Source organism: Bacteroidia bacterium (assembly GCA_026932145.1).
In the GTDB taxonomy this organism is placed as follows: domain Bacteria; phylum Bacteroidota; class Bacteroidia; order J057; family JAIXKT01; genus JAIXKT01.
Genome location: JAIXKT010000066.1, coordinates 21230 through 47004, shown reverse-complemented (window position 1 = coordinate 47004; position 25775 = coordinate 21230). Strand labels below are relative to the sequence as shown.

Genomic DNA, 25775 nt, shown 5'->3' with positions numbered 1-25775 from the left:
TGAAGTAACGTTTTATGGATACAATTGTTTGTATGTAAAAGCCAAAATATCAGCCTCTTCGGCAATTCGTTTGTGGATAGGTTTACCGGAACCATGCCCGGCAGCTCGGTCAATCCGAATCAAGATAGGATTGTTCCCTTTTTGGCAATATTGTAGTTCTGCTGCAAATTTGAAAGAATGTGCTGGTGCTACGCGGTCGTCATGGTCAGCCGTAGTGATAAACGTAGCCGGATAAACAGTGCCTTCTTTTAGGTTATGCAAGGGAGAATATTTGTATAGATACTGAAAAGCAGATGAGTCTTCGCTGGAACCGTATTCAGATACCCAAGCCCAGCCGATGGTAAAACGCTGAAACCGTAGCATATCTAAAACACCCACAGCCGGTAAAGCAACTTTGTATAAATCAGGACGTTGTGTTAAGCAAGCACCTACTAATAACCCTCCGTTAGAGCGTCCGCTGATAACGAGTCTCTGTGAGTTGGTGTAGCCGGAGCGAGTTAAAAATTCTGCCGCAGCGATAAAATCATCAAAGACCTGCTGTTTTTTTAGGAGCATTCCGGCTTGATGCCAGCTTTCTCCAAATTCACCTCCTCCACGCAACGAAGGCAACGCAAAAATACCTCCTCTGTTTAGCCAAACAGCCCGCATTACCGAATAATCCGGAAGAATACTAATATTGAAACCGCCATAGCCATATAGCATACAATCGTGATTCCCATCTAATTGAATACCACGTTTATGCACAATAAACATCGGCACTTCAATGCCGTCAGTACTTTTATAGCGAATTTGTTTGGTTTCAAAAGAATCTGGATTCAACAATGTGGGAGGGCGATACAGCAACGTGAGCTTTTTTTCCAAAATATCGTACCGAAAAATCGAAGCAGGATACAAAAACGAAGTAAAAGCAAAATAAACCTGTGCGGAATCTTTGGGTAGCGAAATATCCGAAACAGTACCTAACGCCGGCAAGGAAACTTCTGCTAAAACACCACCGGACGAATCGTGAACAACCAAACGGGATGCCGCCTCAACCAAATAATGCGTTACCAAAAAACGGTTGTTCCACAAAACCTGCCGCAGCACATCTTTTTTTTCAGATAATAAATCTATCCTTTTATCTGGTTGATTAATAGGAACTTTCTGCAAACAGTAATTTGGTGCATTGTGGTTTGTGTGCAGCAGCAAATAATTTCCCATAGAGCCAATGATGCTGTGTTCATAAACTCTGTTTGTATCAAGTGCTTGAAAACCAGTAATTTCGTTACTTTTTCTAAAAAAGACAGCGTTTCCGGCAGAAGTTCCCGAAGATCGGTATAAAACTAACCAGTTTTCGTCTTGGGTAACTTGGGCACTAACGTTTTCTAAGGGTAAACTTGGGTCTTGAAAGATTAACTTGTCTGCTGATTGGGATTTCCCAAGTTCATGATAATACAAACTATGGTATTGATCTTTCTCAAAAGTACCTCCTCGCTTTGGGTAGCGGCTGTAATAAAAACCATTTTGATACCAAGCTATATCTGAAAACTTTACATTTTGCAAGGTATCTGTAAGCTGTTGATTATCAGTCATTTTTTTTACAAAAATTCGATTCCAATCTGAACCGCTTTCAGAAAGTTGATAAGCTAAAAACTTTCCATTCTTAGAAATACTCCAACCACTTAGGGAAATAGTACCGTCTTTTGAGAGTTTATTCGGGTCTAATAAAACTTGAAAGTTTGTGTCTTGCTCTGAAGAAGAAATCCCAAACACAGACTGGTTCTGAAGTCCATCATTTCTAAATGAAAAGAATAATCCATTATGAACATAGAGGCTGCTACGTCTTGGAAAATTGTAATAACGGGTAAGTTCTTCCCGAAGACTGTCGCGTAAAGGAATACCAGATAAATAAGATTCTGTAAAAGAAGATTGTAGCTCAACCCAATTTTGAACGGCACTTGCGGTGTCATATTCTAACCAACGATAATATTCCGGCACAATCTTACCAAAGAAAGTATCTGCCGAATAAACCCGTTGCGTTGGCGGGTAAGTAATCTTATTTCCTGAGCAAGAAGTTAAATATATCAGTAAATTACTGATAATAAATAACTTAAAAAATATTTTCTGATTTATTATCATCGAATTAACGTAACTGTTCCTGCCCGTTTTCCATTTCGGCCTTTGATTACATAAACATAAGCTCCTTCTTGGGCATCTTTTCCATTTACTGTTCCGTCCCAATAGTTTCCATAAAAATTGGTTTCAAAAATCAAGATTCCCCAGCGGTCAAATATCATCACTGATTCTACACAAGGTGCGGATTCCGCAAAGATTTCAAATTTATCATTTCTGCCGTCTCCGTTAGGCGTAAACACATTGGGAATAAAAAGATTTTTCAAACCATCTAAGTCGTATTCTAACAGAAATGAGGTAGTATCAGAGCAGCCATTAGCATCTATGGCCGTTAAGGAGATTTCATAAGTACGTTCTTGGTTGTAATGGTGAATTGGGTTTTGTTCGGTACTCGTGCTTCCGTCCCCAAAGTTCCAGAAATAATGCAGTTGAGAACCTATTGAAGTATTTTGAAGTGTAATTATCTGTTTACAAGTCTCTTGCTTTATGTCAAACTTGGCTTGCGGTCTTGGCAGAATTTGAAAGTCTTTTTGGAAAGTATCTGCGCAGGCTGTTCCAGAATCTGTTAAGAGTGTTATGGTATAAAATCCCGGAGAAAGTGCAACAAAGACAGTTGAATCTGTAAAAGATTGACCATTAGACAAATGCCAACTTCTGGAAAAATGAACCGGATAACTTGCTTGAAAAATAGAAACCGAATCACATTCGGTTGTTAGTTGGCGAAAATCCGCTTGGGATGCTGGCCAAATGACGATGACTTGCTTGGTAGTATCAGAACAGGCAGAATCCGGATTGGTGATTAACTGAACGGTATAGCTTCCGGCTTCCGAAAAAGTGTGTACAGGAGCGGCAGTATTGGAAAACGTGCCGTCTCCAAATTCCCAACGATAGCTTCCAGCTAAGCGGCTCAAATTTTCAAAAGTTACCTTTCTATCGCACGGCTCCGCATGATAGCTGAATTTTGCCTCAGAAAGATTCGGGATTCTAAATGTAACCTCCTGCGAATCAGCACAATACTCTCCTTGATTAACCCACAATCGAACTCTATAAGTACCCGACCCCGAATATAGATGAACAGGGGCAAAAACTGTATCGGTATTTCCGTCCCCAAAATCCCATAAAAAAGTTCGGCCATGTGTGGTTGTGTTAAAAAACGTAACAAATGTATCACAGACAATCGGCGGCACAAAAAAATGAGCCGTTGCCGGAGTATCAATCACCACTGTTTGAAACATTGTATCTGGGCAAGGACTGTATCTATTCACAATCAGCCGTACATCATATCTTCCGGGGCCTGGAAAAATATGTACCGGATTTAACGCTGTATCGGTAGTTGCATCATCAAAAAGCCAAAAAGATGATAAATGATTTATAGAACTATCTGAAAATAAGACTTTTGTATTGCATTTTTCGGTACTAATACCATAGCGTGCTGTGCCGGGTAATCTTACCACAACCGTTTGAAATGCTGTATCTGCACACAAAGTTCCCGCGTCTGTGATTAACTGCACTTGATAGACACCGGGACTTGTGTACGTGTGTACCGGATTGCGTAACGTATCCGTATTACCATCTCCAAAATCCCACTGCTGAGAAAAGTAGTTAATGCTATTATTCTGAAAAGTTACCTGAGAATTGCAGGTTGAATCGGGAGCTATAAATTGAGCATTAGAATGAGGTGAGATTTCAACAGCAAGAGTCGTTGTGTCTGGGCAAGCATTACTTTGTGAAGCAATTAGCTGAACTGTATAAATTCCCGATGAACTGTATTGGTGAAATACAGCCGATAAATTACTCGTTGTTCCATCCCCAAAATCCCATAAAAATTGGTTGGCTGCAGAACTTGTATTGTCAAAGTAAACATTTAAGTCGCATTTTTGTGCAACAGGTCTAAACCTTGCTTGCGGGATTTCCGGTAAAGTGATGCTTAGCGAAAAAGTATCTGCGCAGTAAATATCTTTTTCGGAAATCAGTTGAACGGCATAAGTACCCCCTCCGGGAAAAGTGTGAGTTGGGCTTAGAACACTATCCTGTGTTCCATCTCCAAAATTCCAGAGGTAAGTTGTTGCATTTTGAGTCTGATTGGTAAAGTTAATGGTATAAGAACAAGGAATTTGTGAATAGGTAAAATTTGCTACAGAAGCGGGCTGTATTTTAATGGTATCTTGAATGGTTACCGGGCAGGTAGAGCCATTTACCCGAAGGCTTACAATATAGCTGCCGGGAGCAGAATAGATTGTACTGGGTAAAGAATCGGTACTCGTTTGTCCGTTCCCAAAATCCCAAAAAAACTCATTTCCCCCAACAGTTTGATTTCCAAATTGGGCGTTTAGCCGGCAAGGAGAACTTGCTAAATTGAAAGCCGGAACCGGATAAGAATATACATCTAAACTTCGATTGATTGTATCTCGGCAGCCATTGGTATTACTGGCAATTAGCTGAATATTATAGCGGCCATTAGCTGCAAAGGTATGTATGGGGTCTCGCTGGATGCTGGTATTCCCATCCCCAAAATTCCATAAAAAATCAGTAGCATCTATGGAAGACGAGTTTGTAAACTGAACTACCGTAGTACAGGCAAAGGCAGTGGTGGTAAAGTCCGCATGAGGTTTCGCAAAAACCTCTATGGTTTTGGTAATGGTATCTGAAATATTACAACTCAGAGAATCAATGGCATATAGTTTTATTGTATGGATTCCGGGTTGCGTAAAAGTTCGGGCAGGATTTAGAACCGAGGTTGTATCTCCATTACCGAAATCCCAAAGAACAGACCGGTAACGTTCGCTTAGGTTAGTAAACTGAATATCAAGGGGTGAACAGCCGGTAAATTTATTTTGGGTAAATTCAGATAGCACAGATTCTAAGTAGAGTTCAAATTCTATTTTGAAGACGAGGTTATTACAGTTGTAGGAGTTATTGACAGGTGAGTATGAGCCGCTGGTTGCCGGGTTACTTCCGCCGGGGGCAGCAAACTGCCCGCCGCAACCACCACATACAGATTGATAAACAATTCCTTTTCTATCGAACCGGCTGGTTCCGCCGTCCACGTGCTCTCCTTCGCTATATTGCGCAGCACTTTGATAGCCACCAAAAAAGGTTGCGTAGTATAAAGTTTGGGCATTTTTTCGAAATACAATCAGATAAAAGTCGGAACCGTCCGTAGCAGATTTCATAGCATTTGGCGTAACGGGTAAACCGGTGGTATTTCCATTCCGAACACCATTTACCTCTAAGCCACCCCAGCCGGAGATATAAATATTTTCACATTTATCTACCAAAAATGCAGACATCGTAATATCCGGCGTACCACGCCCGGAGCCAAATCGTGTGGAATAAATGATGTTGCTAAGCGTAGGATTAAGTTTAGTAACAAATTGGGTAGAATTGGGGTTAAAATAAACTCCGGTGGTTATGGGATAGCTCATGCCCTCCGTTTGGCCGGTTACGTAAATATTGTTGTCTATGTCTGTTTTAACGAAGTAAATTTGGTCATAGCTTGAAGTGCCGATATAAGTTGAGTATTCGATTAGAGAGCCGTCATTACGTATTCGGGTGATGAAGCCGTCTGCTGAGCCGCCATTATAGCTGTCGCTATAAGCATTTGCTGTGATGGGAAAGTCTTGGCTGGTAGTGCCTCCCACAACAGTTAAGGTATTTCCTTGGTCAAAAGTAAGTGAATAACCTGCGTCTATGCCGGTGCCCCCTAAAAACGAACTCCAAACTAACTGGCGCATAAGTGGGTCTAATTTAAACACAACTCCGTCTTGGTCTTCAATGTGATTTGACTGAAAAGCACCTGCCGTAGTTGGGAAATCCGGCGAAGAACTACTGGTTACCACATAGCAATAACCCAGATTATCTACGATAATCTCACCTCTGGCATCATCAGCATAAAAACGGTGTAACGGATTAGGATTTGTTGAGCCGGTTATATCTTTTCTATTTATACCGTCCTCTTGGCTTCCTCCCAGATAAGTGCTCCCCAAAAGATTTTCTCCAAGACTATCAAATTTTGCCACAATAATATCTATTTGGCCGTTAAAGCTATTATCATACGAGTTAAAGAATACCGGAAAGTTATTGGAACGGGTTGTGCCAAGGATATAGAGTTCATTTCTGTCATTAACGATAATGCTGTGTGGCTGTTCATTAAAACTTCCACCGAGATAGGTTGAATAAACTCGTTGCTGACCATTGCTGTTATATTTGATTATAGCTATATCACTTTCATAGAAAAGGCTGTAGTTAAAGGAAATCCAAGTTCCTCCTGCATAGTTTGGCTGGATAGAATAGGGGCCGAGGACATCAACCGGAAACCCGACTCCGCGTACCAAGCCGCCGGAATATAGATTTCCCAAATTGTCATAAGTTGCCGTAAAACCCCAGTTATCAGCATAAGAACCCGTAAAAGTTGCAAAGACTAAAACCGGATCTATAATCAATGGTAATTTGGGGTTGTGCTTATCAATAGAAAAAGTGATATTTCCATCTTGTAGCCGGTATTTACAACGTAAATATTTTTTTTCTCCCTTAACGACCTGCCAAACAATGGGTTCTTGCTCATAAAATTTTCCAATAGCTGTTTCCAAAACAAGTTGGTTGTTTTGAATGCTAATGTTGTTCAGTCCATTATAACGTAATCGAATTTGGTTGGGGTCTGCTCCGGGTTGAACAATAAACTCATATTTAAAGGATTTGTCATGGGAAGTAGCGCGTAACGAAATACCGTTATAAACTTCTGAATATAAAACAGATTGTGCTGGATGCAGCCCGCTTACCCACTTACTCTGGTCATTCCCGATAAAAAAGTTTTCAGTTTCAGGTAATACTTTTTCTGAAATCGTTTTAGGGGAAGGATTTCCGCCAAGCCACTCTAAATTAAATACATGAATCTGAAAAGGGCTTTGGTTTTCCGGAAAAATTAAGCTGTTGGTTTGGGTATGGTTTAAGGTAGGCTTATAAACAACATAAGTAAATTTATTTTGCTCTAAAAAAACTCTGCCTTGAGGCATATCTGCCCGATACAAAACTCTCTGATGCCATTGCCCGCCATTGGGAGTAAATCGTAAATCATGGGCTTTCAGCCCTGAAAAAATCAACCCAATACAGCAAAAAATCCATACAAATCTGGAAATTCCAAAACAAGTATTCATATTGCAAGTTACTAACTAACCAAAAGTAATAGTTATTTTATAGGCTGAATGGGCGTTTTTTTCCCCGAAGTTCTATCTTCTTTAGCCTAAAAAAAGTCTAAAATTTAGTTTTTAACAATTTTAGAAAATATCAAATTCGTTATTTTAAAATAATGTGTAAATATAGTTACAATACAACTTTATTTTTTAAAAAAAGAAGAAAAATATAAGATATTGATATTAAGATAAATATACAATAAATCCTGATATTTGAATTTTATAAACGGATTTTAAGTACTGATAAATAAGTATCTCTTTACAAAAGAGCGAGAAGTTTAGATTAATTGCTAAATTGATTCTGTAACTTTGCGGTGTATATGGCAAGCTGCATACGTGAAGGGAAGTTTTGGCGATATATAAAACTATTTTTATGTAGCATTGGCATTATCATTACATTTGATCTTTTGGGCAGTACCGCAGAGGAGCCACCACCGAAGAAGTCATCGCCGGAATTTTCGGTGCAGCCACAACGAGAAAAACCCGAACCAATGGTTCGTAAAAAACGCTCAAAACGAAATTTTATCAGAACCTTATTTAATATAATCCTAACCTTTTTATCTTTTTTACTTTTTATTGGGATTTTATTTTGGTATATCGTTGATTATTACGGGATAGCATTTTTTGCATACTACCTATTTCCGGGTGCTTTGGGTGCAATGGGTTTAGGTGCTGTTATTTTGCTGTTAATTTGGCTTATTGGAAGTGTTAGCCGTATCTTCCGAAAACGTTGGCTATTTGAGCGAAGAGAGCGATTTAAATAACTAAGGTTTGGGGATTTTTAGGGTGTAACTGGGCACTAAAATAGAACCCAAAATAAAAAAGTGCATACGATTTAGCTAAATCGTATGCACTTTGGTTGTTAATTGAGGGTGTTTTTATTTAAGTAAGTTTCTGATTTCAACGGGTGCAATTTCGTTGGTAAATTTCTTCAGAAAAATCCCGTTTTTCCCAAATACTAAGATAGTTGGTGCTACGCTATAACCAAAATATCCGTCAAATTTATAGTCTTTGTCGCGCACAAAATACACCGGAGTTTTGGCACCAGCAAAAAACTTTTGCTGGAAACTTTTAATAGCTGCTTCTTCGGCTGTACTTACCCACAGTAAATTAACTTGCCCAAAGGAATTTAACTCACTGGAAATCATTTTTGCCTCTAACTGGCAGTGGTCGCAATCCGGATCAAAGTAAAAAACAACCATTGGAAGCCCTGCTTTTATCTGGTTATTTGTAAATGCATTACCCGATAAATCATAAAACTTGAACTGCGGAAAATTAGTAGGCGGAGCCTGCTTCTGCGCAAAAACCGAAAAAAAAGAACCTAAAAAAAACCAAAAAGAGCAAAAAATAGACCCTGACTTTAACATAGATATTTAAAAAAAATTTTGACCCAAAAATAGAACAAAAAGTATGCCTAAACAAAATTATCATAATCTGCTAAAATTTCATTTAATGTAATTTTGGCACGATGAAGCTTCGCTTTTACCGTTCCCAAAGGTATCTTTAGGTGTGCCGAAATTTCTTCATAAGAATATTCTAAAAAATATCGTAACCGAACTATTTCCTGAAATTTAGCAGGAAGTTTATCTACTGCTCTATTAATAAACTCGTTACGTTCTTTTATGGATAAAGTAATATCTGGAATAGGAGAATTTGGGTCATGTATTTCCATTGATATAGCTCCATCTTCGGTATCAATATAACTGGAAATAGATTGTAAGATGATTTTTCTTTTTCGGATATGGTCAATGCAGGTATTGGTTGCTATACGAAAAAGCCATGTAGAAAAGGCGAAGCGGGAATCAAATTTATGAATATTGGCATAAGCCTTAGTAAAGGTTTCTTGGGATAAATCCTGAGCATCGTTGGTATTTTTTACCATTTTTAAAATGGTAAAGTAAACGGCACGTTTGTACTTAGAAACGAGCGTAGTAAAAGCTGCCTCTTCACCGGCTTTTACGGCTTCTACTAAATGCTTATCCGCTTCAGCTTTAAAGCTGCCTCCAAATTCTACTTCCATACCGGTTTTTTCATCAGATTACGCAATACAAGTAAGAATTGAATAACGAGCAATACCGGTTCAAGTAACCAAATCACATAAATCGGCTGAATATGCTTAAGTTTATTCCGTGATACCTTGAGTGTAAAATATTGAACAAAGTTACGAAATAAAATTAACCAAAAAGGAAATAGACCACTAAAAAGACCGATTAATAATAAAAAAAAGCTACCATGAAAGGCTACTAAAATGGCTTTGGAAACAGTAGTGTAGCGAAAAGATGCTCCATAATGCCTCGTTTTTTGGGTAAACCATTCACGAAACGTTTTCTTAGGCTGGCTGAATACAAAACTTAACGGATCAATATTGGGAATAGTCTTTCGAGAGATAGCAAAGTTATTGATAATCAGGTCATCATCACCGGAAAGAGTTGTCTTAAACTGATTTTGGGCGTGTGTACCACGAAAGATTTGCCTATAAGCTGTGTTTCTACCTACTGCCATATACGGGAAGCCGATCTTAGCTGCCCCCAAATACGATGTTGCCGTTAAAAAAGTTTCTACTTGTATAAATTTATTAATCAAACTCGCATCAACTATATAAGGACTGTAACCCAGAACAACTTCTATATTTTTATTGTAAGATACTGATAATAAGCTATTCAGCCAATTTTTACCCACAGAACAATCTGCATCGGTAAATACCAGCCAGTCATTTTTGGCATGAGAAATACCCGTTTGAATAGCCCATTTTTTGGGAGGCCACCCTACGGCAGTATGCTCTATACGAATGTATCGCAATTTATCGCACTTTAGTGAGCTAATATATTCCTGCGTACCATCATCTGATCGGTCATCAACCAATATAACTTCATAGTTTGAATATCGTTGCTTTAAAAGATCTGATATTAGCGTTGGCAGTTGCTTTATTTCATTATGAGCACAAATAATAACAGAAACAGAACTTTCATTTTTGGGAGAAAAATTTTCTGCTGTTGGTTTTAATGTTCTCCAAGCTACCCATAAAAGAACCCAAAAGATTGTTTGAATCAAGACGAGGCCAGAACCTATTAATAACCAGCTAAATTCAAGCATCGCTTGATAAAAGTTTAGCGCAAGAATGTTCAGAAAACGCTACCAATCCAGGCCAAAATGCTTCAAAGTTATGTTGAATTTCAGGCAAAAGACTTGGGATAAACGCTAAGGATTCAATAAATTTAGTTTGTCCGGTACGTTTTGTCATGCCATGAAAGCTGCGTTCGATTCCTATCCAGTGCGCATAGTTGAGCAGCCAATTTTGGGAGGTGCAGTAGCTCCAGACTACCTGCGCACGCGGCGGAAAATAAGCTAAATAATCTGTTAATTGCAGATGCGTTTCGGTTACAAATTCCGGCAAAGAGTAGGTTGTATAATACTGAAAGTTTTTGGCCAGAAAATGGTCAAACAAAATATCGGCGGCAACGCCTGCATATCGCCCCAAAGACGGCTTTAGCAAAATTACAGTTTGCTGCACATTTGGATGCAAATCTGTAAAGGAATCTATTTGTCGATGCAACCTAACGCCTTGTTGAACTTTATGTGGTAAGGTATTGAGGATAGAACCCTTCACAAAGTCCGCTACAAATCCGCCAACCCGCATAGCTGGCTGGTCTCCTGAAAGATATAAATGCGCTAAAAAGTTCATAAAACCAATTGCACTTAATACAGCCTAAAAACTGCATTAAGTGCAATATTAACAAAAAATAAATATTGGCCAGCCCGAAACTTAGCCTTTTAGGGCTTCTGCACCGCCTACTATTTCCAAAATTTCTTTGGTGATAGCTGCTTGTCTTGCACGATTATAGGTCAAACGCAAAGAACCCAATAGTTCCTGTGCATTTTCGGTAGCTTTATCCATAGCCGTCATACGTGCTCCGTGCTCAGCTGCATTCGATTCTAAAATAGCTTTAAAAAGCTGAATAGTAAGAGATCTCGGAATTAACTCTGCCAAGATCTGAGCCTTATTAGGTTCATAAATATACTCAACAGATTGCTTTGTGGGCTGATTTGTGCTTACTGATGTTACAGACGAAGTTGGTAAATATTGCTCATGTTTCCGAATTTGGGTCGCAATATTTTTAAATTCATTGTAAAAAAGATCAACTTTATCCCATTTTCCCGCAACATAATTACTCATTATTTCGCGGGCTATCATTGCAATAGCATCAAATGAAAGTTTCGTAAAAAGATCAAACTCAGTATTAACCACCTGATAACCACGTTTTTGGAAATATTCATGTCCTTTTTTGCCGATGCACCAGAGAAAAAGAGTTTTATTTTTCTGATGGGATGAATATTTTTCCTGAATAGCCGTTAAAGTTGATTTTATCACATTTGAGTTAAATGAAGAGCATAAACCTTTATTGGATGTTACCACAATAAGTAGAACGGTTTGGGGATTTTCTTTACCCTGTAAAAACGGGCTTGAAACTCCTGATTCTGCTCCTTGGCTCAAATTTTGTAAAATTTCTTTTAGTTTTGAGGCGTATGGTCTTAGTTGAATAATAGCATCCTGCGCTTTACGTAGCTTAGCTGCGGATACCATTTTCATAGCTTTGGTAATTTGCTGGGTGCCCCGCACACTTTTTATTCGTCCCCTAATTTCTTTTAAACTGGGCATACAATCGTTTTATCAATAACGAGAAGCTAATTCTGTAGCTACTTTGTTCAACACTTGCATTGCATTATCCGAAATAGCTCCGGATGCTAATTCAGGTAATATCTGCGGATGACTGGCTTCTAAAACCGAAATAAATTCCTGCTCAAATGTTTTTATTTTATCAACAGGGACTTTATCCAAAGCGCCTTTAGTTCCTACATAAATAACAGCAACCTGATTTTCTACTTTAATTGGCTGATATTGTCCTTGTTTTAGGATTTCTACTAATCTTCTACCTCTGTCAAGTTGTCTTTGAGTAGTTGCATCTAAGTCTGAGCCGAATTTTGCAAATGCTTCTAGCTCACGGAATTGAGCTAAATCAAGTTTTAGTGTTCCGGCTACTTTTTTCATAGATTTAATCTGTGCAGATCCTCCAACCCGTGAAACGGAAATTCCAACGTTGATAGCGGGTTTTACACCGGAGTTAAAGAGGTTAGATTCTAAGAAAATTTGCCCGTCTGTGATCGAAATTACGTTCGTTGGGATGTAGGCGGAAACGTCCCCAGCTTGTGTTTCGATGATAGGGAGTGCTGTTAATGAACCGCCACCCTTGACTAATCCCTTAAAAGATTCAGGTAGATCGTTCATTTTGGCTGCGATTGCATCATTATTGATGATTTTTGCAGCACGCTCTAATAAGCGGCTATGTAGGTAAAAAACGTCTCCGGGATATGCTTCGCGGCCTGGAGGTCTTCTCAGTAATAATGAAACTTCACGATAGGCAACCGCTTGTTTGGATAAATCGTCATAGATAACTAAGGCATGGCGGCCGGTATCTCTGAAATATTCACCGATAGCTGCCCCTGCAAACGGAGCAAAGAACTGTAGCGGAGATGGTGTAGATGCCGGAGCAGCTACTATAATCGAGTATTCTAAAGCGTTATATTTTTCTAAAGTTTTAACTACTTGTGCAATCGTAGAGGCTTTTTGGCCGGAAGCTACATAGATACAAAAAACAGGTTTGGCGTTTTTGTCTCCATTTTTCCATGCTTCGTAAGCCGGTCTTTGGTTAATGATGGTGTCAAGAGCTACCGCTGTTTTGCCGGTTTGGCGGTCTCCGATGATGAGTTCGCGTTGGCCGCGCCCAATTGGAATCATCGCATCAATAGCTTTGAGGCCTGTTTGAAGGGGTTCATTAACCGGCTGGCGGAAAATCACCCCTGGCGCTTTGCGCTCTATCGGAGAAGCGTAGAGGCTACCACTAATAGGACCTTTTCCGTCAATAGGTTCTCCTAAGGAGTTAACAACCCTACCCAACATTCCTTCCCCCACATCAATAGATGCAATACGTCCGGTACGGCGTACTATTGAGCCTTCTTTGATTCCTTCGGAATCACCTAATAACACTGCACCAACGTTATCTTCTTCGAGGTTTAAAACCATACCACGTAAGCCGGTTTCAAACTCAATCAGTTCACCGGATTGAACCTTAGAAAGTCCGTAAATACGGGCGATACCATCGCCTACTTGTAATACTGTTCCAACTTCTTCTAATTCTGAAGTTGATTTGAATCCGGAAAGTTGCTCGCGTAAGATTGCGGAAACTTCATCAGGTCTGACTTCTACCATATTTATTCGCTAATAGCGTGAAAATTAAAGTTTAACAATATAAGAGTTTTCAGAAAATTGCTTTCTTAGATTTTGAATTCTATTTAAGATGCTTGTGTCGTAAAGTAAATCATCAATACGAATGACAAAACCGCCGATGAGGTCGGGGTTAATCTTGGTTTCTATTAAAATAGTTGAGTTAAATTTGTTTTCGAGTTGCTTTTTGATGAGGCTTATGGTTTCAGGGGAAAGTTGCTGAGCTGAGGTGATAAGTGCTTTTTGTTGGTTTTGATGTTTATCAAAAAGGGCTACAAACTCACGGGCTACTACTTCCAGAACATTTTCACGTCCTTTTCTGACCAAAATACCCAAGAAAGTTTCGGTTATGGGGCTAATTTTTCCATGAAAAATTGCTTTTAAGATGTCTCTTTTTTTGTCTGCTGTAACAATAGGGCTTTTCAGCAGCAGTGAAAATTCTCTATTGGTTTTAAAAATACTTCCGATGGTATCAAAATCGTTGGCAACTGATTGCAGTTGGTTTTTTTCTACAGCTAAGTCAAAAATAGAGGTAGCGTATCGTTTGGCGATTCTATCTTGCAGCACGGTTAGTTAAGGTTAATATCGGATACTACGGATTGAATATATTTTTCGTGATGCGATTTGTCGGCGAGTTCGTTTTTTAGTATGGTTTCGGCAATTTTGAGGGAGAGTTCGCCAATTTGATTTTTAATATCTGTGAGGGCAGCCATTTTTTCGGCCTGAATTTGATTTTTGACTCTTTCTAATAGGATAGCGGCTTCTTTTGCTGCTTTATCTTTGGCATCGGTAACGATTTTTTCTCCGGCCATTTTTGCTTCGCGTAAGATAGCATCACGCTCTATCTGGGCTTGGCGCAAAATGGCTTCGTTATTGGCCGTTAGTTTTTCCATCTCTATCCGAGCTGCTTCGGCAGCTTTCAAGGAAGTTTCAATAGATTGCTCCCGCTCCTGAATTGCTTTTAGGATAAAGCCCCAAGCAAACTTCTTTAAGATGAAGAAGAAAATTAAAAATATAACTATTGTCCAGAAAAATAATCCAAACTGAGGAAGTACTAATTCCATATATTTTGTTAAGTGGTTGTTAAATTAAAGAAGCCGGATTGTTCAACCAACCGTTGTTCAATCCGGCTCATGGCTTCTTAGAGCGCTAATAATAGACAAACAACGACGGCAAACAATGCAACCCCTTCTACGAAAGCAGCAGTTAAGATCATCGCTCCACGAATATCGTTTGTAGCTTCGGGTTGGCGAGCCATTGCTTCTGCGGCAGAAGCAGCTAAACGACCAATCCCTAAACCAGCTCCGATAGCAGCTAAACCGGCACCAATACCAGCACCAAGTTTACCAATTTCCATTACTTCTAAAAGTGTCATATAAAAATAAAAAAGGGTTATTTTGTTAATTATATTTCGTTACATTAATGATGTGCGTGGTTTTCTTCATGATGGTGCTCTTCCATAGCAGAGCCAACAAAAACACAAGTTAGTAGTGTGAAAACGTAAGCTTGCACAGCCGCAACCAACATTTCTAAGCAAAAGATAAATATCGTAAAGGCTATGGATACCGGTGCTATGCCAAAACCGGCTAACACATTTTCTCCACCTTTAGAAAAGATAAATATCATACAAATTAAGGCTAAAACCATAAAGTGCCCAGCTATAATATTCGCAAATAAACGAATCATTAAGGCAAAAGGCTTAGTAAATATTCCGATAAGCTCAACGGGCAGCATCAAAAACTTGACAGGAAGCGGCACTCCGGGGAACCAAAAAATATGCCCCCAGTAAGTAGCTGTGCCTTTAAACTGAGTGATAATAAAGGTTAGTAACGCCAAAGCTGCCGTTACCGAAATGTTACCAGCTATATTCGAGTTAAATGGCGTTAAACCAAAAATATTAGAAATCCAGATAAAGAAAAATAAAGTCAGCAGATAAGGCATAAAGCCAGCATATTTTTCCTTTAAATTAGGTTTAGCAACTTCGTCCCGAACAAAAATAATAATCGGCTCTAATAAAGACTGTAATCCTTTGGGGGCTTTTCCTTCATTCTTTTTGTATGCTCCGGCAACACTTGTAAAAATAAGTGTCATCAATAAGCATACTAATAGTATTTGGAAAGCTGTTTTGGTCATCGAAAGATCAATTACAGGCTTACCGTCTAAGGTTTGTTTAATATGGCCATGCTCATATAAGTAATTCTTTTGAGCTGCTTGCTCGGCTAACTCCGTTTCAGAATGGCCATGTAGCATGAATATATCTACACCGTTATTGATGATAATCCAAGGTAATGGAATGGAAATAGGTGTATAATGGCCATTCCCTGCCGGAATATCTGCAATGTGCCAATCATGCTGGTCAGAAACGTGATGAAAGATTAGCTTTGAAATGCTTCCTTCAGACTGTTTCGGCTCATTTTGATGGGTATCTTGAGCCAGAGTAACCGTTTGCAGCCCAAAAATATACAGAAAGAAAAATATTAAATAGCTGTAACGCATTGATTATTAACTATTTGAAGAAGGTTTACTGCCTTCTATTTGCGGACGCAAGTTACGAAGTAAATGATATACTGCAAGAGTTGTATAGATAAAATATGAAAAAAAATAATAACCTACAAAAGGTACAATTTCTTCAGGGAATTTTATCTTAATAAAAACAACTATAAATATGGTTATGAGTGATTTAACGCCTAAACTTCCCAATATACCTTTCATTATCACATAGCTCCCAGATACCGAAACTTTGCCTTGCAAAATCTTAAATGCTATTGCCGACATCAGCGAAGTAGCCGTCAGCGCCACAAAAACCAAGCTATTATCTATTCTAAAAACCTGATAATAAACGGATAAACCAAAAAGTAACGCTAATGATGCAGTAATTATCACAAACGAACGCCAAAAATTCATTATCTATCAAATGAAAAATATAATTTGAAAATAAGGCAAAAACGGGTGCAAAATTACAACTAAAAATTAATCTTCCAGTTAATTAACTATAGAATTGAGCCTGTTGCACGACAAAAAGAATAAAAATATTTAACTATTTGATTTTGAATTAATTAAATAATTTATTATTTTTGTGGTGTGATAAAGCACGCCCAAATACAGATGAGTTTTAGCCAGCCCTACGTTTCTAAACGCAGTTCTAAAAACGCGTTTCTAAAGCAAATAAATGAGGTAATTGATTGGGAATCAATCGTAAAAATACTTCAAAAACACTACCCAAAAGGGCTTAGACCGGACGGCAGACCCGCCTACAACCCCATTATTCTTTTCAAAATGCTACTGCTCGGCGTTTGGTATAAAAGCCTGAGCGACAGAGACATAGAAGACAGGACCAACACCGATTTAAGCTGGATGACCTTCGTTGGGCTGAGTCTTGAAGACGAAGTACCCGACCACAGCACCCTGTGCCGCTTCCGCAACGAACTGGCAGGAAGCAATGCCTACGACTTGCTGTTGCAAGAACTTAACCAACAGCTTGATAAACATGCTATTACGGTAAAATCCGGCTGCATAATAGATGCCTCCATTACCGACAGCCCCCGCAAACCCACCGGAAAACCCACCTACGAAATTGCCGAAGACAGAAAAGAAAACGAACAAACGGAAGAAGCTATACAAACACAAACGGCTGAATTAAAGCTTGTTAAAGTAAATCAACCTGGCGTGGACGACGAAGCCCGCTGGCTCAAAAAAGGCAAAGAAACCCGCTTTGGCTACAAAAAACACGTTATTACCGACGGCAACGGATTGGTCCTTGCCCTGGAGACCACACCCGCCAACGTCCATGACCATAACCACTTTAACACATTGATAACCAAGGCACAAGTTCCCCCAAAAGTCGCCATCTATGCCGACAAAGCCTACAAATCCAAAGCCCATACCACCTACCTCAAAGCGAAGGGACTTAAAGATAGAGTGTGTTATAAAGCAGTGAAAAACAAACCCTTAACAAAATTACAACTCAAATTCAACCAACTCTGCGGCAAACACCGCTACAAAATAGAGCGCACCTTTGCCGGCACCAAAAGCTGGTTCGGCGGCGGCACCGCCCGCTATGTGGGCATCGCCAAAACCCACGCCCAGCACGCCCTGGAAGCAATTGCATACAACCTGTATAGGTTACCTAAGCTATTAGTAAACAATATGTTAACACCAAAAACGGCACCACCTCAAATGCAGCTATTTTAAGCCTGTAGGCCCAAAATACGCCCAATTGGTAAAAATGAGGCGAAAAAGGGGCAAAAACATAAAAAATGAAACCCCACACCCACAAAAAAAGACGTAAAATGTAAAAAAACTCCCCAAAAAATCAAAATTTATTTTGAACGGGAGAAAATTTAGGCTTTTTTAAAAATTCAGAGGTTATGCAACGCACTCAATTAATCTTCCAGTTAATTAACTATAGAATTGAGCCTGTTGCACGACAAAAAGAATAAAAATATTTAACTATTTGATTTTGAATTAATTAACTAATTTATTATTTTTGTGGTGTGATAAAGCACGCCCAAATACAGATGAGTTTTAGCCAGCCCTACGTTTCTAAACGCAGTTCTAAAAACGCGTTTCTAAAGCAAATAAATGAGGTAATTGATTGGGAATCAATCGTAAAAATACTTCAAAAACACTACCCAAAAGGGCTTAGACCGGACGGCAGACCCGCCTACAACCCCATTATTCTTTTCAAAATGCTACTGCTCGGCGTTTGGTATAAAAGCCTGAGCGACAGAGACATAGAAGACAGGACCAACACCGATTTAAGCTGGATGACCTTCGTTGGGCTGAGTCTTGAAGACGAAGTACCCGACCACAGCACCCTGTGCCGCTTCCGCAACGAACTGGCAGGAAGCAATGCCTACGACTTGCTGTTGCAAGAACTTAACCAACAGCTTGATAAACATGCTATTACGGTAAAATCCGGCTGCATAATAGATGCCTCCATTACCGACAGCCCCCGCAAACCCACCGGAAAACCCACCTACGAAATTGCCGAAGACAGAAAAGAAAACGAACAAACGGAAGAAGCTATACAAACACAAACGGCTGAATTAAAGCTTGTTAAAGTAAATCAACCTGGCGTGGACGACGAAGCCCGCTGGCTCAAAAAAGGCAAAGAAACCCGCTTTGGCTACAAAAAACACGTTATTACCGACGGCAACGGATTGGTCCTTGCCCTGGAGACCACACCCGCCAACGTCCATGACCATAACCACTTTAACACATTGATAACCAAGGCACAAGTTCCCCCAAAAGTCGCCATCTATGCCGACAAAGCCTACAAATCCAAAGCCCATACCACCTACCTCAAAGCGAAGGGACTTAAAGATAGAGTGTGTTATAAAGCAGTGAAAAACAAACCCTTAACAAAATTACAACTCAAATTCAACCAACTCTGCGGCAAACACCGCTACAAAATAGAGCGCACCTTTGCCGGCACCAAAAGCTGGTTCGGCGGCGGCACCGCCCGCTATGTGGGCATCGCCAAAACCCACGCCCAGCACGCCCTGGAAGCAATTGCATACAACCTGTATAGGTTACCTAAGCTATTAGTAAACAATATGTTAACACCAAAAACGGCACCACCTCAAATGCAGCTATTTTAAGCCTGTAGGCCCAAAATACGCCCAATTGGTAAAAATGAGGCGAAAAAGGGGCAAAAACATAAAAAATGAAACCCCACACCCACAAAAAAAGACGTAAAATGTAAAAAAACTCCCCATAAACTCCCCAAAAAATCAAAATTTATTTTGAACGGGAGAAAATTTGGGCTTTTTTAAAATTTAGAGGTTATGCAACGCGCTCTTGCCATAAGAGAGGGGAAGTTTTGTTGTGTAACCTCTTAGATAATTAGAATTACTTAATTTGCCTCCTCTTTTTCTCAAAATGTTTAGGACGCTATTGATTACTTTACATTACTCTTTGTCTAAATAATCTTTCATGATAGTTTGATAATCTTTTCGGCTGATACCGACTACAATGATCTGGACGGTTTCTGAATATTGTTGATGCGCCTGCCAATCGGTTATCATATCTTTTTGTCGGTAGCGCATAGCCACATCTTTATTGCAATACACTTCGTATCTTAAACAGAGGTCTTTATCTTTCATGTAATAAACACCTGGAATTAAATAAAATTGATTGCTTCCAGTAATGTGTTGGATTTTAGCGATAAAGGCATTTTTTACGGAATCTCTATCAACATTCCAAGCGAATCCATTGGCACCAATGGTAAAATATCCGTCAAAGTCGTATGGCCGAACATCAAAATACATATAAGTATTGGGCATTGCTTCAATACGTTTTACGGCTTCTCTGAGTATCACTAAATTCTTGAAGTTAATACGAGACCAGCTAACACGCTTATAAGCATAGCGATACTTCAAAAATAGTTGTTTATCAAAGCGATATGATATTCCGCCGATGCTGATATAATTACAATCCAGATTTAGGCGGAGTGTTTTAACTAATTTTCCGTCCCGATAAAATTTTAAGGCATAGTGAAAATCACAGAAGTCATCAAATATTTGTGGGAAACGCCATGTTTGCTGCATTTCCTTCATGATTTCTTTGCTGGCCATTACAAAAGTGCCTATTTCCTCTTGAATAGGTAGTAGCTTATAGTTATGTAGTGTTACGCCGACCATTTCCCAACGGCCGGTTGTGAAGTCTAAATCTGCCAACATCGGTACGGCTAACGGATGCTCTTCAGCTTGCGCATAAGATTTTATATGTATAGTGCTGATAATCAGAATTAATAGTATCCAACGAAACATACTTCAAAATTACATTGCTTATCAACCTAAATAAAATAACTTTGCTCACAAGGAGCTTATAGCTATTGAAAGCACTTTGTGGAAAAAATCAATCAATAGATTGAATGAGTTCTTGGTAGTAGCCCTGAACAGTTAGTAGTTCTTCGTGGGTTCCACGTTGAATGATATTACCGGATTTTAGCACGATTATTTCGTCACAATCTCGGATAGTAGATAAGCGGTGAGCTATTATCAGGCAGGTACAGCCGCGTTTACGGATATTTTGGTCTATTTTAACTTCTGTAAGCGGGTCTAAGGCGGAGGTTGCTTCGTCTAAGATTAATATTGTTGGGTTCATAGATAGCGTTCTGGCGATTTCTAACCGTTGCCGCTGCCCTCCGGAAAAATTTTTACCACCTTCTTGAACCTCAGACTCATAGCCTCCCGGCCTTGCCGTTATCTCATCATGGATTTCCGCATCTTTGCAGGCTTGAATAATATCTGATTCCGGAATAGATTGATCCCATAAAGAAACAATATCTCGAACAGTGCCATTAAACATAAAAATTTCTTGATTAACAACTCCCATAGAAGCTGTTAAGGTAGCCGGCGGGATTTCTTCATAGGGAATGTTATCAAACAAAATTTTTCCGTTCCAAGGTTTGTATAGGCCCACAATCTGGTTTACGATTGTGGTTTTTCCACTTCCGGAGCCTCCTACTAAGGCTATTCTTTTACCCGGCTCTATGGTTAGAGTTAGGTCGTTAATTAAAGGTGGTTCTAACTGAGAGTAACCAAAGGTGATATTTTGTAAAGCTATTTTTCCGGATAGTTTACTGGGTAATGCCGAACGATATTTTTGCTGAAATTTATTTTCGATAGGGTTTTGAAATATATCATCTAAGCGGAATAAATCCGCTACAATTTCCTGTAAAGTTCCTCCGGCGTGCATCAGGTTGTAAACAGGTCGTTGGAAACTGACCATAATTCCTTGAAAAGCTACCAACATTCCAATGGTTAAATCTCCGTTTAGCACACGGTATCCGCCAATCCAGAGGATTATCGCAGAATTTAGCCCGGCTAATAATAACGGTAAATGTTCCAAAAATATACCAACACTATCTAATTTTTGTTGTGTATTAGTGGCTTTTACTTGGTGGCCTGCCCAGCGGGCAAAAAAATCACCTTCATTACCCATTGCTTTTAGGGTTTCTATTAATTGTAAGCCGGTTAGTGAAATTCCGGTTAGTTTAGCATAGTCTTGCTGTAGATGCAGATTTGTATCCACTCTTTTTCGGTGAATAGCTCGCAAGGCTAAAAAATTTAGCACTGCCATAGTAATACTAATCACCGCCAAAAGAGCATCATAAAAAAACATCACTATGGCAAAGAAAAATATCGAAACAATATCAAATAAGTGGTTAGAAATTTGGCGGGAAAGTGCTACTGATAAATGTTCGGCAGCAAATAGTCGGTTGCCAATTTCACCGGCATAACGCTGGTTAAAGAAAGCTACGGGAAGCCGAAATAAATGCCACATAAACTTACTGCTCAGCGAAATACTAAATTGTGTTTCTAATTTAAGTAATTGGTTTTCTTTAAGCCAGTTAAAGCCTAATTGTAGCATAATAGTGAGCAATAAGCCGGATAAAATAGGCCAAATCCAATGTAATTGGCCGCCTACCAGCACCTCGTCAATAAAAGATCTGGTGATAGCCGGTATTACTAACCCGGGAACTAAGAGAGAGATTCCGGCAATAAGCACAAAAACGACCTGTGTTCGGTACGCTTGTAGCTCTATTGCAATTCGTTTCCAAATTGGGATTGGGGGTTCAGAGGGTTGAAATTTTTCTGTGAGTTCAAAAAACAGGCAAACGCCGGTGTAGCTTTCGTCAAATTCCTGCCAAGTAACGCGCCTCGGTCCGGTAGCAGGGTCATTAATCCAAACCCCTTGGTTGCTAAACCCCTCTACTACAACAAAATGGTAAAACTTCCAAAAGATGATAAATGGCTTATCAATATCTTTTAATTCATGGATTTCCTTTTTGAATCCTCGTGCATCTAAGCCGTATTGCCGGGCAGCTTTCACAATGTTGCTGGCCTTAGATCCATCCCGTGAAATTCCGCAAGCTATTCGCAATTGAGTAACCGGAACGTGCAGCCCAAAGTAGCCCAAAATTATACCCAAAGAAACAGCCCCGCACTCAACAGCTTCCATCTGAAGTAATGTCGGAGTCTGATAACGCTTGGTGCTAAATCGAGTAAGGCTATCCATAAATGAAGCTGCTAATATCTGTAAAAAAACATATTAGCAGATAGCAAATAAAATTCAGCGGGCAGTTCAGTGGGTATAAAATTATGATTATTCGTTTTTCAGTTTGGGATTATTAGCGTGCCGTGTTGCGTCCCGTTTAGTGCGTTTTTCCATACCGGCTCGAAAAGCAGCCGCTAAATTAACTCCGGTTTGGTTCGCCAAACAGATTGTTACAAACAAAACATCGCTGAGCTCATCAGCTAAATCAGCTTCCTGCTCAGCTTCAGGGCTTTTAAAAGATTGTTCCCCATATTTTCGAGCGATAATCCGGGCTACCTCCCCAACCTCTTCTGTCAAAATTGCCATATTCGTTAGCTCCGAATAGTAACGAACTCCCACAGTTTTGACCCAATTATCCACTTCTTGTTGTAATTCCGTTAAGGTATTCATCTTTTATTATACATTTTTTATAACTTGCGCAAGTTTAAAAAAAAGTATAATATTAATTCACCGTTTAGAAAATTTGGTTAAAATGATACTTTCTCGATACCTTTTTATAGTAGCTCTATTTTTGGGAATACAGCAAAGCTTTGCTTATGATAATCAATTAGTTTGGGAGAAACCTTTTTCCAAATCAAAATCCTTTATAGAAAATAAAGGTCAATACTTTCTCCCGCATCTCCCCGCCGAGCAAGTGTTATATGTGTTTGACCAAGGCCATACTAAAATATATTTTACACCCAAAGGGGTTTACTATGGCTTCTTAAAAACATGGAAGAAAGAAAAAGATGCACGTGAAAGAGAGCGCGAAATGGAACGCGAAAGAAATATTAAATCCATAGAAGAGCATCTGGAGCACGAAAAAGAAGAGTCACGGATGAACTATAAAAGCGACTGGGTTGAAATGCTTTGGCTCAACGCAAATCCGGCTGTGCAAGTGATTGGTGAAAACCAAACTCCAGACCACCATAGCTATTGTTATAGAGATAGAACCGGAAAGATTCAATCATTAAACGATGTTTCTGCTTACACCAAAGTTACTTATAAAAATATTTATCCGTTCATTGATGTAGAATATACGGTGCATCCGGAATCCGGAATTAAGTATAACATCATTATCCATCCGGGTGCAAAAATTTCGGATATACAAATGGCTTATTCCAAATCAGTTTCGATAGATTCTCAAGGTAACGTTAAAATCGCAACTAAATTTGGTAATATTATAGATCATGCACCGGTTTCTTTTTATCAACATAATAATCAAAAAATAGTTACGCCGTTTAAAAAAACTAAAAACACAGTTTCTTTTGCTATTGAAAATTATGACAATAGCCACACTATAGTTATAGATCCTTGGGTGCAAACACCAAATTTTGCCGGAAATTGGGACTGTGTTTGGGAATGCGAGCGAGACGGTTCTGGAAATATTTATATTATCGGCGGAACAATGCCCATGCAACTACTCAAATACAACCAAGCCGGAGTATTACAATGGACATACAATACTCCTTATGACACTACTGCTTGGCTGGGAACTTTTGCTACTGATTTATTAGGAAACTCTTATGTAACAAATGGTTCAGTAGCAGCTATTGTCAAAGTTAATACTGCCGGCAGCGTTGTCTGGAACAATTCAAGCCCGGGCGGTATATTATCTTCTGCCGAGTTTTGGAATATCGCGTTTAACTGCGACCAATCTAAATTGGTTATCGGAGGTACCGGCGGATCACTAACTTCATTAGTTGGAATTATTTATGACTTAGATGTCTCAACAGGAAACGTTACCAATCAGGTAAGAGTAGGCCAAGGGAATATGTTTGGTATGCCACCTACTATTCAAGAAGTCCGTTCTATCACAGCCTCAAAAAATGCTAAATATTACTTTTTAACATTAGACACAATCGGTTATCTGCACCAAAACTTTAATTCATGCTTTACACAAGGACTATATCGAACCAATAGTTCTTACGCCCTTAGCTATAAATGTGAAGATTATCGCTATGACAATAGCGGTATTATGGCGATACGAGCCAGTGATGATTTTGTTTATACCCAAAATGGAACACAACTTCATAAACGCTCATTAGCGACAGGAGCTATCTTAGCTACGGCAAATATACCCGGAGGAATATCTACAACTTCTCTCGGAAGAAAAGTCGTTGGAAATAGCGGCCTTGACGTAGATAGCTGCGGAAATATCTATGTTGGCTCTTCTGACAGAGTATTAAAATATGATTCAAACTTAAATTTAATAGCCACTTTTCCTGTGCCTTTCAGGGTTTTTGATGTGAATGTTACCCTTTCCGGTGAAGTTGTGGTTTGTGGTGGCACAGGATCTTCCAGCACCAACACTCGAACCGGCGGGGTACACGTAATCAATATGAATGCTTGTGTGCCCCGTGCTCATGTATGCTGTGATGCTACCATCTGTAAATCCAATGCTGCCTGTATTACAGACCCTGCATTTACTTTTACAGTTGCTACTCCCGGCGGAACATGGAGCGGACCAGGCATTAACCCCACCACCGGAGTCTTTACCCCTGCTGTTGCCGGAGTAGGCACTCATACCATTATCTATTCTCTTCCATGCGGAAGTGATTCAATCATTGTTCCAGTTACTCAGTGCGTACAACTAAGTGTATGCAAAAATTCTAACGGAACCTTAACGGCTTCCGGCGGATCCGGCCCATATAATTGGCAAAATAGACAAACTACACAAGATTGCAGCAATTGTTTCCCAATGCCTCCATGCTCTTTCCCCCCAGGATGCGTTCAGAATGTAACAAGTTGGGTAACATTTACTACCGGAACAACCATAACTCCGTCCGGAACATATCCAATAAGAATTGTTGATAGTTTAGGCGACACAATGCTAATCAGTAATTTAGCATCTATTCCTAATTGTAATTCCTGCCCTCCACCAACGGCAAGTGGAACCACAATATGTTCCGGTTCTACGGCTACTTTAACGGCTACTGCACCTTCCGGCGCGCAGTTTAACTGGTATAATGCAGCCACAGGAGGCACTTTGCTACAAGGTAATAGTGCAACTTACACAACACCAGCACTTTCTGCTACCACAACGTACTATGTGGAGGCTTACGCCGGTGCTTGCACCAGCGCGCGAACTGCCGTTATCGTTACGGTAAATCCCGCTCCGGCAACACCAACGGCAAGTGGAACCACAA

At 39.6% G+C, this 25775-nt stretch carries 20 protein-coding genes; 4 read left to right on the top strand and 16 right to left on the bottom strand.

Going from position 1 to position 25775, the window contains the following annotated elements:
* Positions 1-12: 12 nt before the first annotated feature.
* Positions 13-2118, bottom strand: a complete 2106-nt coding sequence (locus tag LC115_13890) for a prolyl oligopeptidase family serine peptidase (GenBank protein MCZ2357760.1) — start codon at positions 2116-2118, stop codon at positions 13-15.
* A complete protein-coding gene (locus tag LC115_13885) occupies positions 2115-7265 on the bottom strand; it encodes a PKD domain-containing protein (GenBank protein MCZ2357759.1) in 5151 nt (1716 codons plus the stop codon). The genes LC115_13890 and LC115_13885 overlap by 4 nt, the downstream gene beginning before the upstream one ends.
* A gap of 356 nt (positions 7266-7621) precedes the next feature.
* Here LC115_13885 and LC115_13880 point away from each other — a divergent pair, with 356 nt between their 5' ends.
* A complete protein-coding gene (locus tag LC115_13880) occupies positions 7622-8065 on the top strand; it encodes a hypothetical protein (GenBank protein ID MCZ2357758.1) in 444 nt (147 codons plus the stop codon).
* Between the two features lie 114 nt (positions 8066-8179).
* Here the strand turns inward: LC115_13880 and LC115_13875 are convergent, their stop codons facing one another.
* The 11 genes from LC115_13875 to LC115_13825 all read right to left on the bottom strand — a co-directional run bounded on the left by LC115_13875 (position 8180) and on the right by LC115_13825 (position 16485).
* Complete coding sequence (locus tag LC115_13875; GenBank protein ID MCZ2357757.1) at positions 8180-8668, bottom strand: redoxin domain-containing protein; 489 nt, start codon at positions 8666-8668, stop codon at positions 8180-8182.
* A gap of 47 nt (positions 8669-8715) precedes the next feature.
* Positions 8716-9321, bottom strand: a complete 606-nt coding sequence (locus tag LC115_13870; protein MCZ2357756.1) for a sigma-70 family RNA polymerase sigma factor — start codon at positions 9319-9321, stop codon at positions 8716-8718.
* Positions 9312-10394 (bottom strand): glycosyltransferase, encoded by a 1083-nt coding sequence (locus LC115_13865; GenBank protein ID MCZ2357755.1) that lies wholly within the window; start codon positions 10392-10394, stop codon positions 9312-9314. The genes LC115_13870 and LC115_13865 overlap by 10 nt, the downstream gene beginning before the upstream one ends.
* Complete coding sequence (locus tag LC115_13860) at positions 10387-10983, bottom strand: ACP phosphodiesterase (GenBank protein ID MCZ2357754.1); 597 nt, start codon at positions 10981-10983, stop codon at positions 10387-10389. Before LC115_13860 ends, LC115_13865 begins: the two co-directional genes overlap by 8 nt.
* 81 nt (positions 10984-11064) lie before the next feature.
* Positions 11065-11958, bottom strand: a complete 894-nt coding sequence (atpG, locus tag LC115_13855) for an ATP synthase F1 subunit gamma (GenBank protein ID MCZ2357753.1) — start codon at positions 11956-11958, stop codon at positions 11065-11067.
* 12 nt (positions 11959-11970) lie between these two features.
* Positions 11971-13566, bottom strand: a complete 1596-nt coding sequence (gene atpA / locus LC115_13850) for a F0F1 ATP synthase subunit alpha (GenBank protein ID MCZ2357752.1) — start codon at positions 13564-13566, stop codon at positions 11971-11973.
* A gap of 24 nt (positions 13567-13590) precedes the next feature.
* Entirely contained in the window at positions 13591-14148 is a 558-nt protein-coding gene (atpH, locus tag LC115_13845) for an ATP synthase F1 subunit delta (protein MCZ2357751.1), read from the bottom strand.
* 2 nt (positions 14149-14150) lie between these two features.
* Positions 14151-14645, bottom strand: coding sequence for a F0F1 ATP synthase subunit B (gene atpF, locus LC115_13840; GenBank protein MCZ2357750.1), 495 nt, complete (start codon positions 14643-14645; stop codon positions 14151-14153).
* 77 nt (positions 14646-14722) lie between these two features.
* Positions 14723-14938 carry an ATP synthase F0 subunit C gene (gene atpE / locus LC115_13835; GenBank protein ID MCZ2357749.1) on the bottom strand — a complete coding sequence of 72 codons (216 nt, stop codon included), beginning with the start codon at positions 14936-14938 and terminating at the stop codon, positions 14723-14725.
* A 62-nt stretch (positions 14939-15000) separates the two neighbouring features.
* Entirely contained in the window at positions 15001-16077 is a 1077-nt protein-coding gene (atpB, locus tag LC115_13830; GenBank protein MCZ2357748.1) for a F0F1 ATP synthase subunit A, read from the bottom strand.
* Between the two features lie 6 nt (positions 16078-16083).
* Positions 16084-16485, bottom strand: a complete 402-nt coding sequence (locus LC115_13825; protein MCZ2357747.1) for a hypothetical protein — start codon at positions 16483-16485, stop codon at positions 16084-16086.
* 177 nt (positions 16486-16662) lie between these two features.
* Here LC115_13825 and LC115_13820 point away from each other — a divergent pair, with 177 nt between their 5' ends.
* On the top strand, positions 16663-17772 hold the full coding sequence (locus LC115_13820; protein MCZ2357746.1) for an IS5 family transposase: 1110 nt from the start codon (positions 16663-16665) through the stop codon (positions 17770-17772).
* A gap of 302 nt (positions 17773-18074) precedes the next feature.
* Complete coding sequence (locus LC115_13815) at positions 18075-19184, top strand: IS5 family transposase (protein MCZ2357745.1); 1110 nt, start codon at positions 18075-18077, stop codon at positions 19182-19184.
* Between the two features lie 309 nt (positions 19185-19493).
* On the opposite strand, the gene LC115_13810 is transcribed toward LC115_13815, so the two are convergent.
* The 3 genes from LC115_13810 to LC115_13800 all read right to left on the bottom strand — a co-directional run bounded on the left by LC115_13810 (position 19494) and on the right by LC115_13800 (position 23037).
* Positions 19494-20354, bottom strand: coding sequence for a hypothetical protein (locus tag LC115_13810; GenBank protein MCZ2357744.1), 861 nt, complete (start codon positions 20352-20354; stop codon positions 19494-19496).
* Positions 20355-20442: 88 nt separating this feature from the next.
* Positions 20443-22608: an NHLP family bacteriocin export ABC transporter peptidase/permease/ATPase subunit gene (locus LC115_13805; GenBank protein MCZ2357743.1), complete on the bottom strand. Its 2166-nt coding sequence runs from the start codon at positions 22606-22608 to the stop codon at positions 20443-20445.
* Between the two features lie 87 nt (positions 22609-22695).
* Positions 22696-23037, bottom strand: a complete 342-nt coding sequence (locus LC115_13800) for a nucleotide pyrophosphohydrolase (GenBank protein MCZ2357742.1) — start codon at positions 23035-23037, stop codon at positions 22696-22698.
* An 82-nt stretch (positions 23038-23119) separates the two neighbouring features.
* Between LC115_13800 and LC115_13795 the strand changes: the two genes are divergently transcribed.
* The coding region (locus LC115_13795; GenBank protein ID MCZ2357741.1) for a hypothetical protein at positions 23120-25775 on the top strand (2656 nt) is incomplete at its 3' end.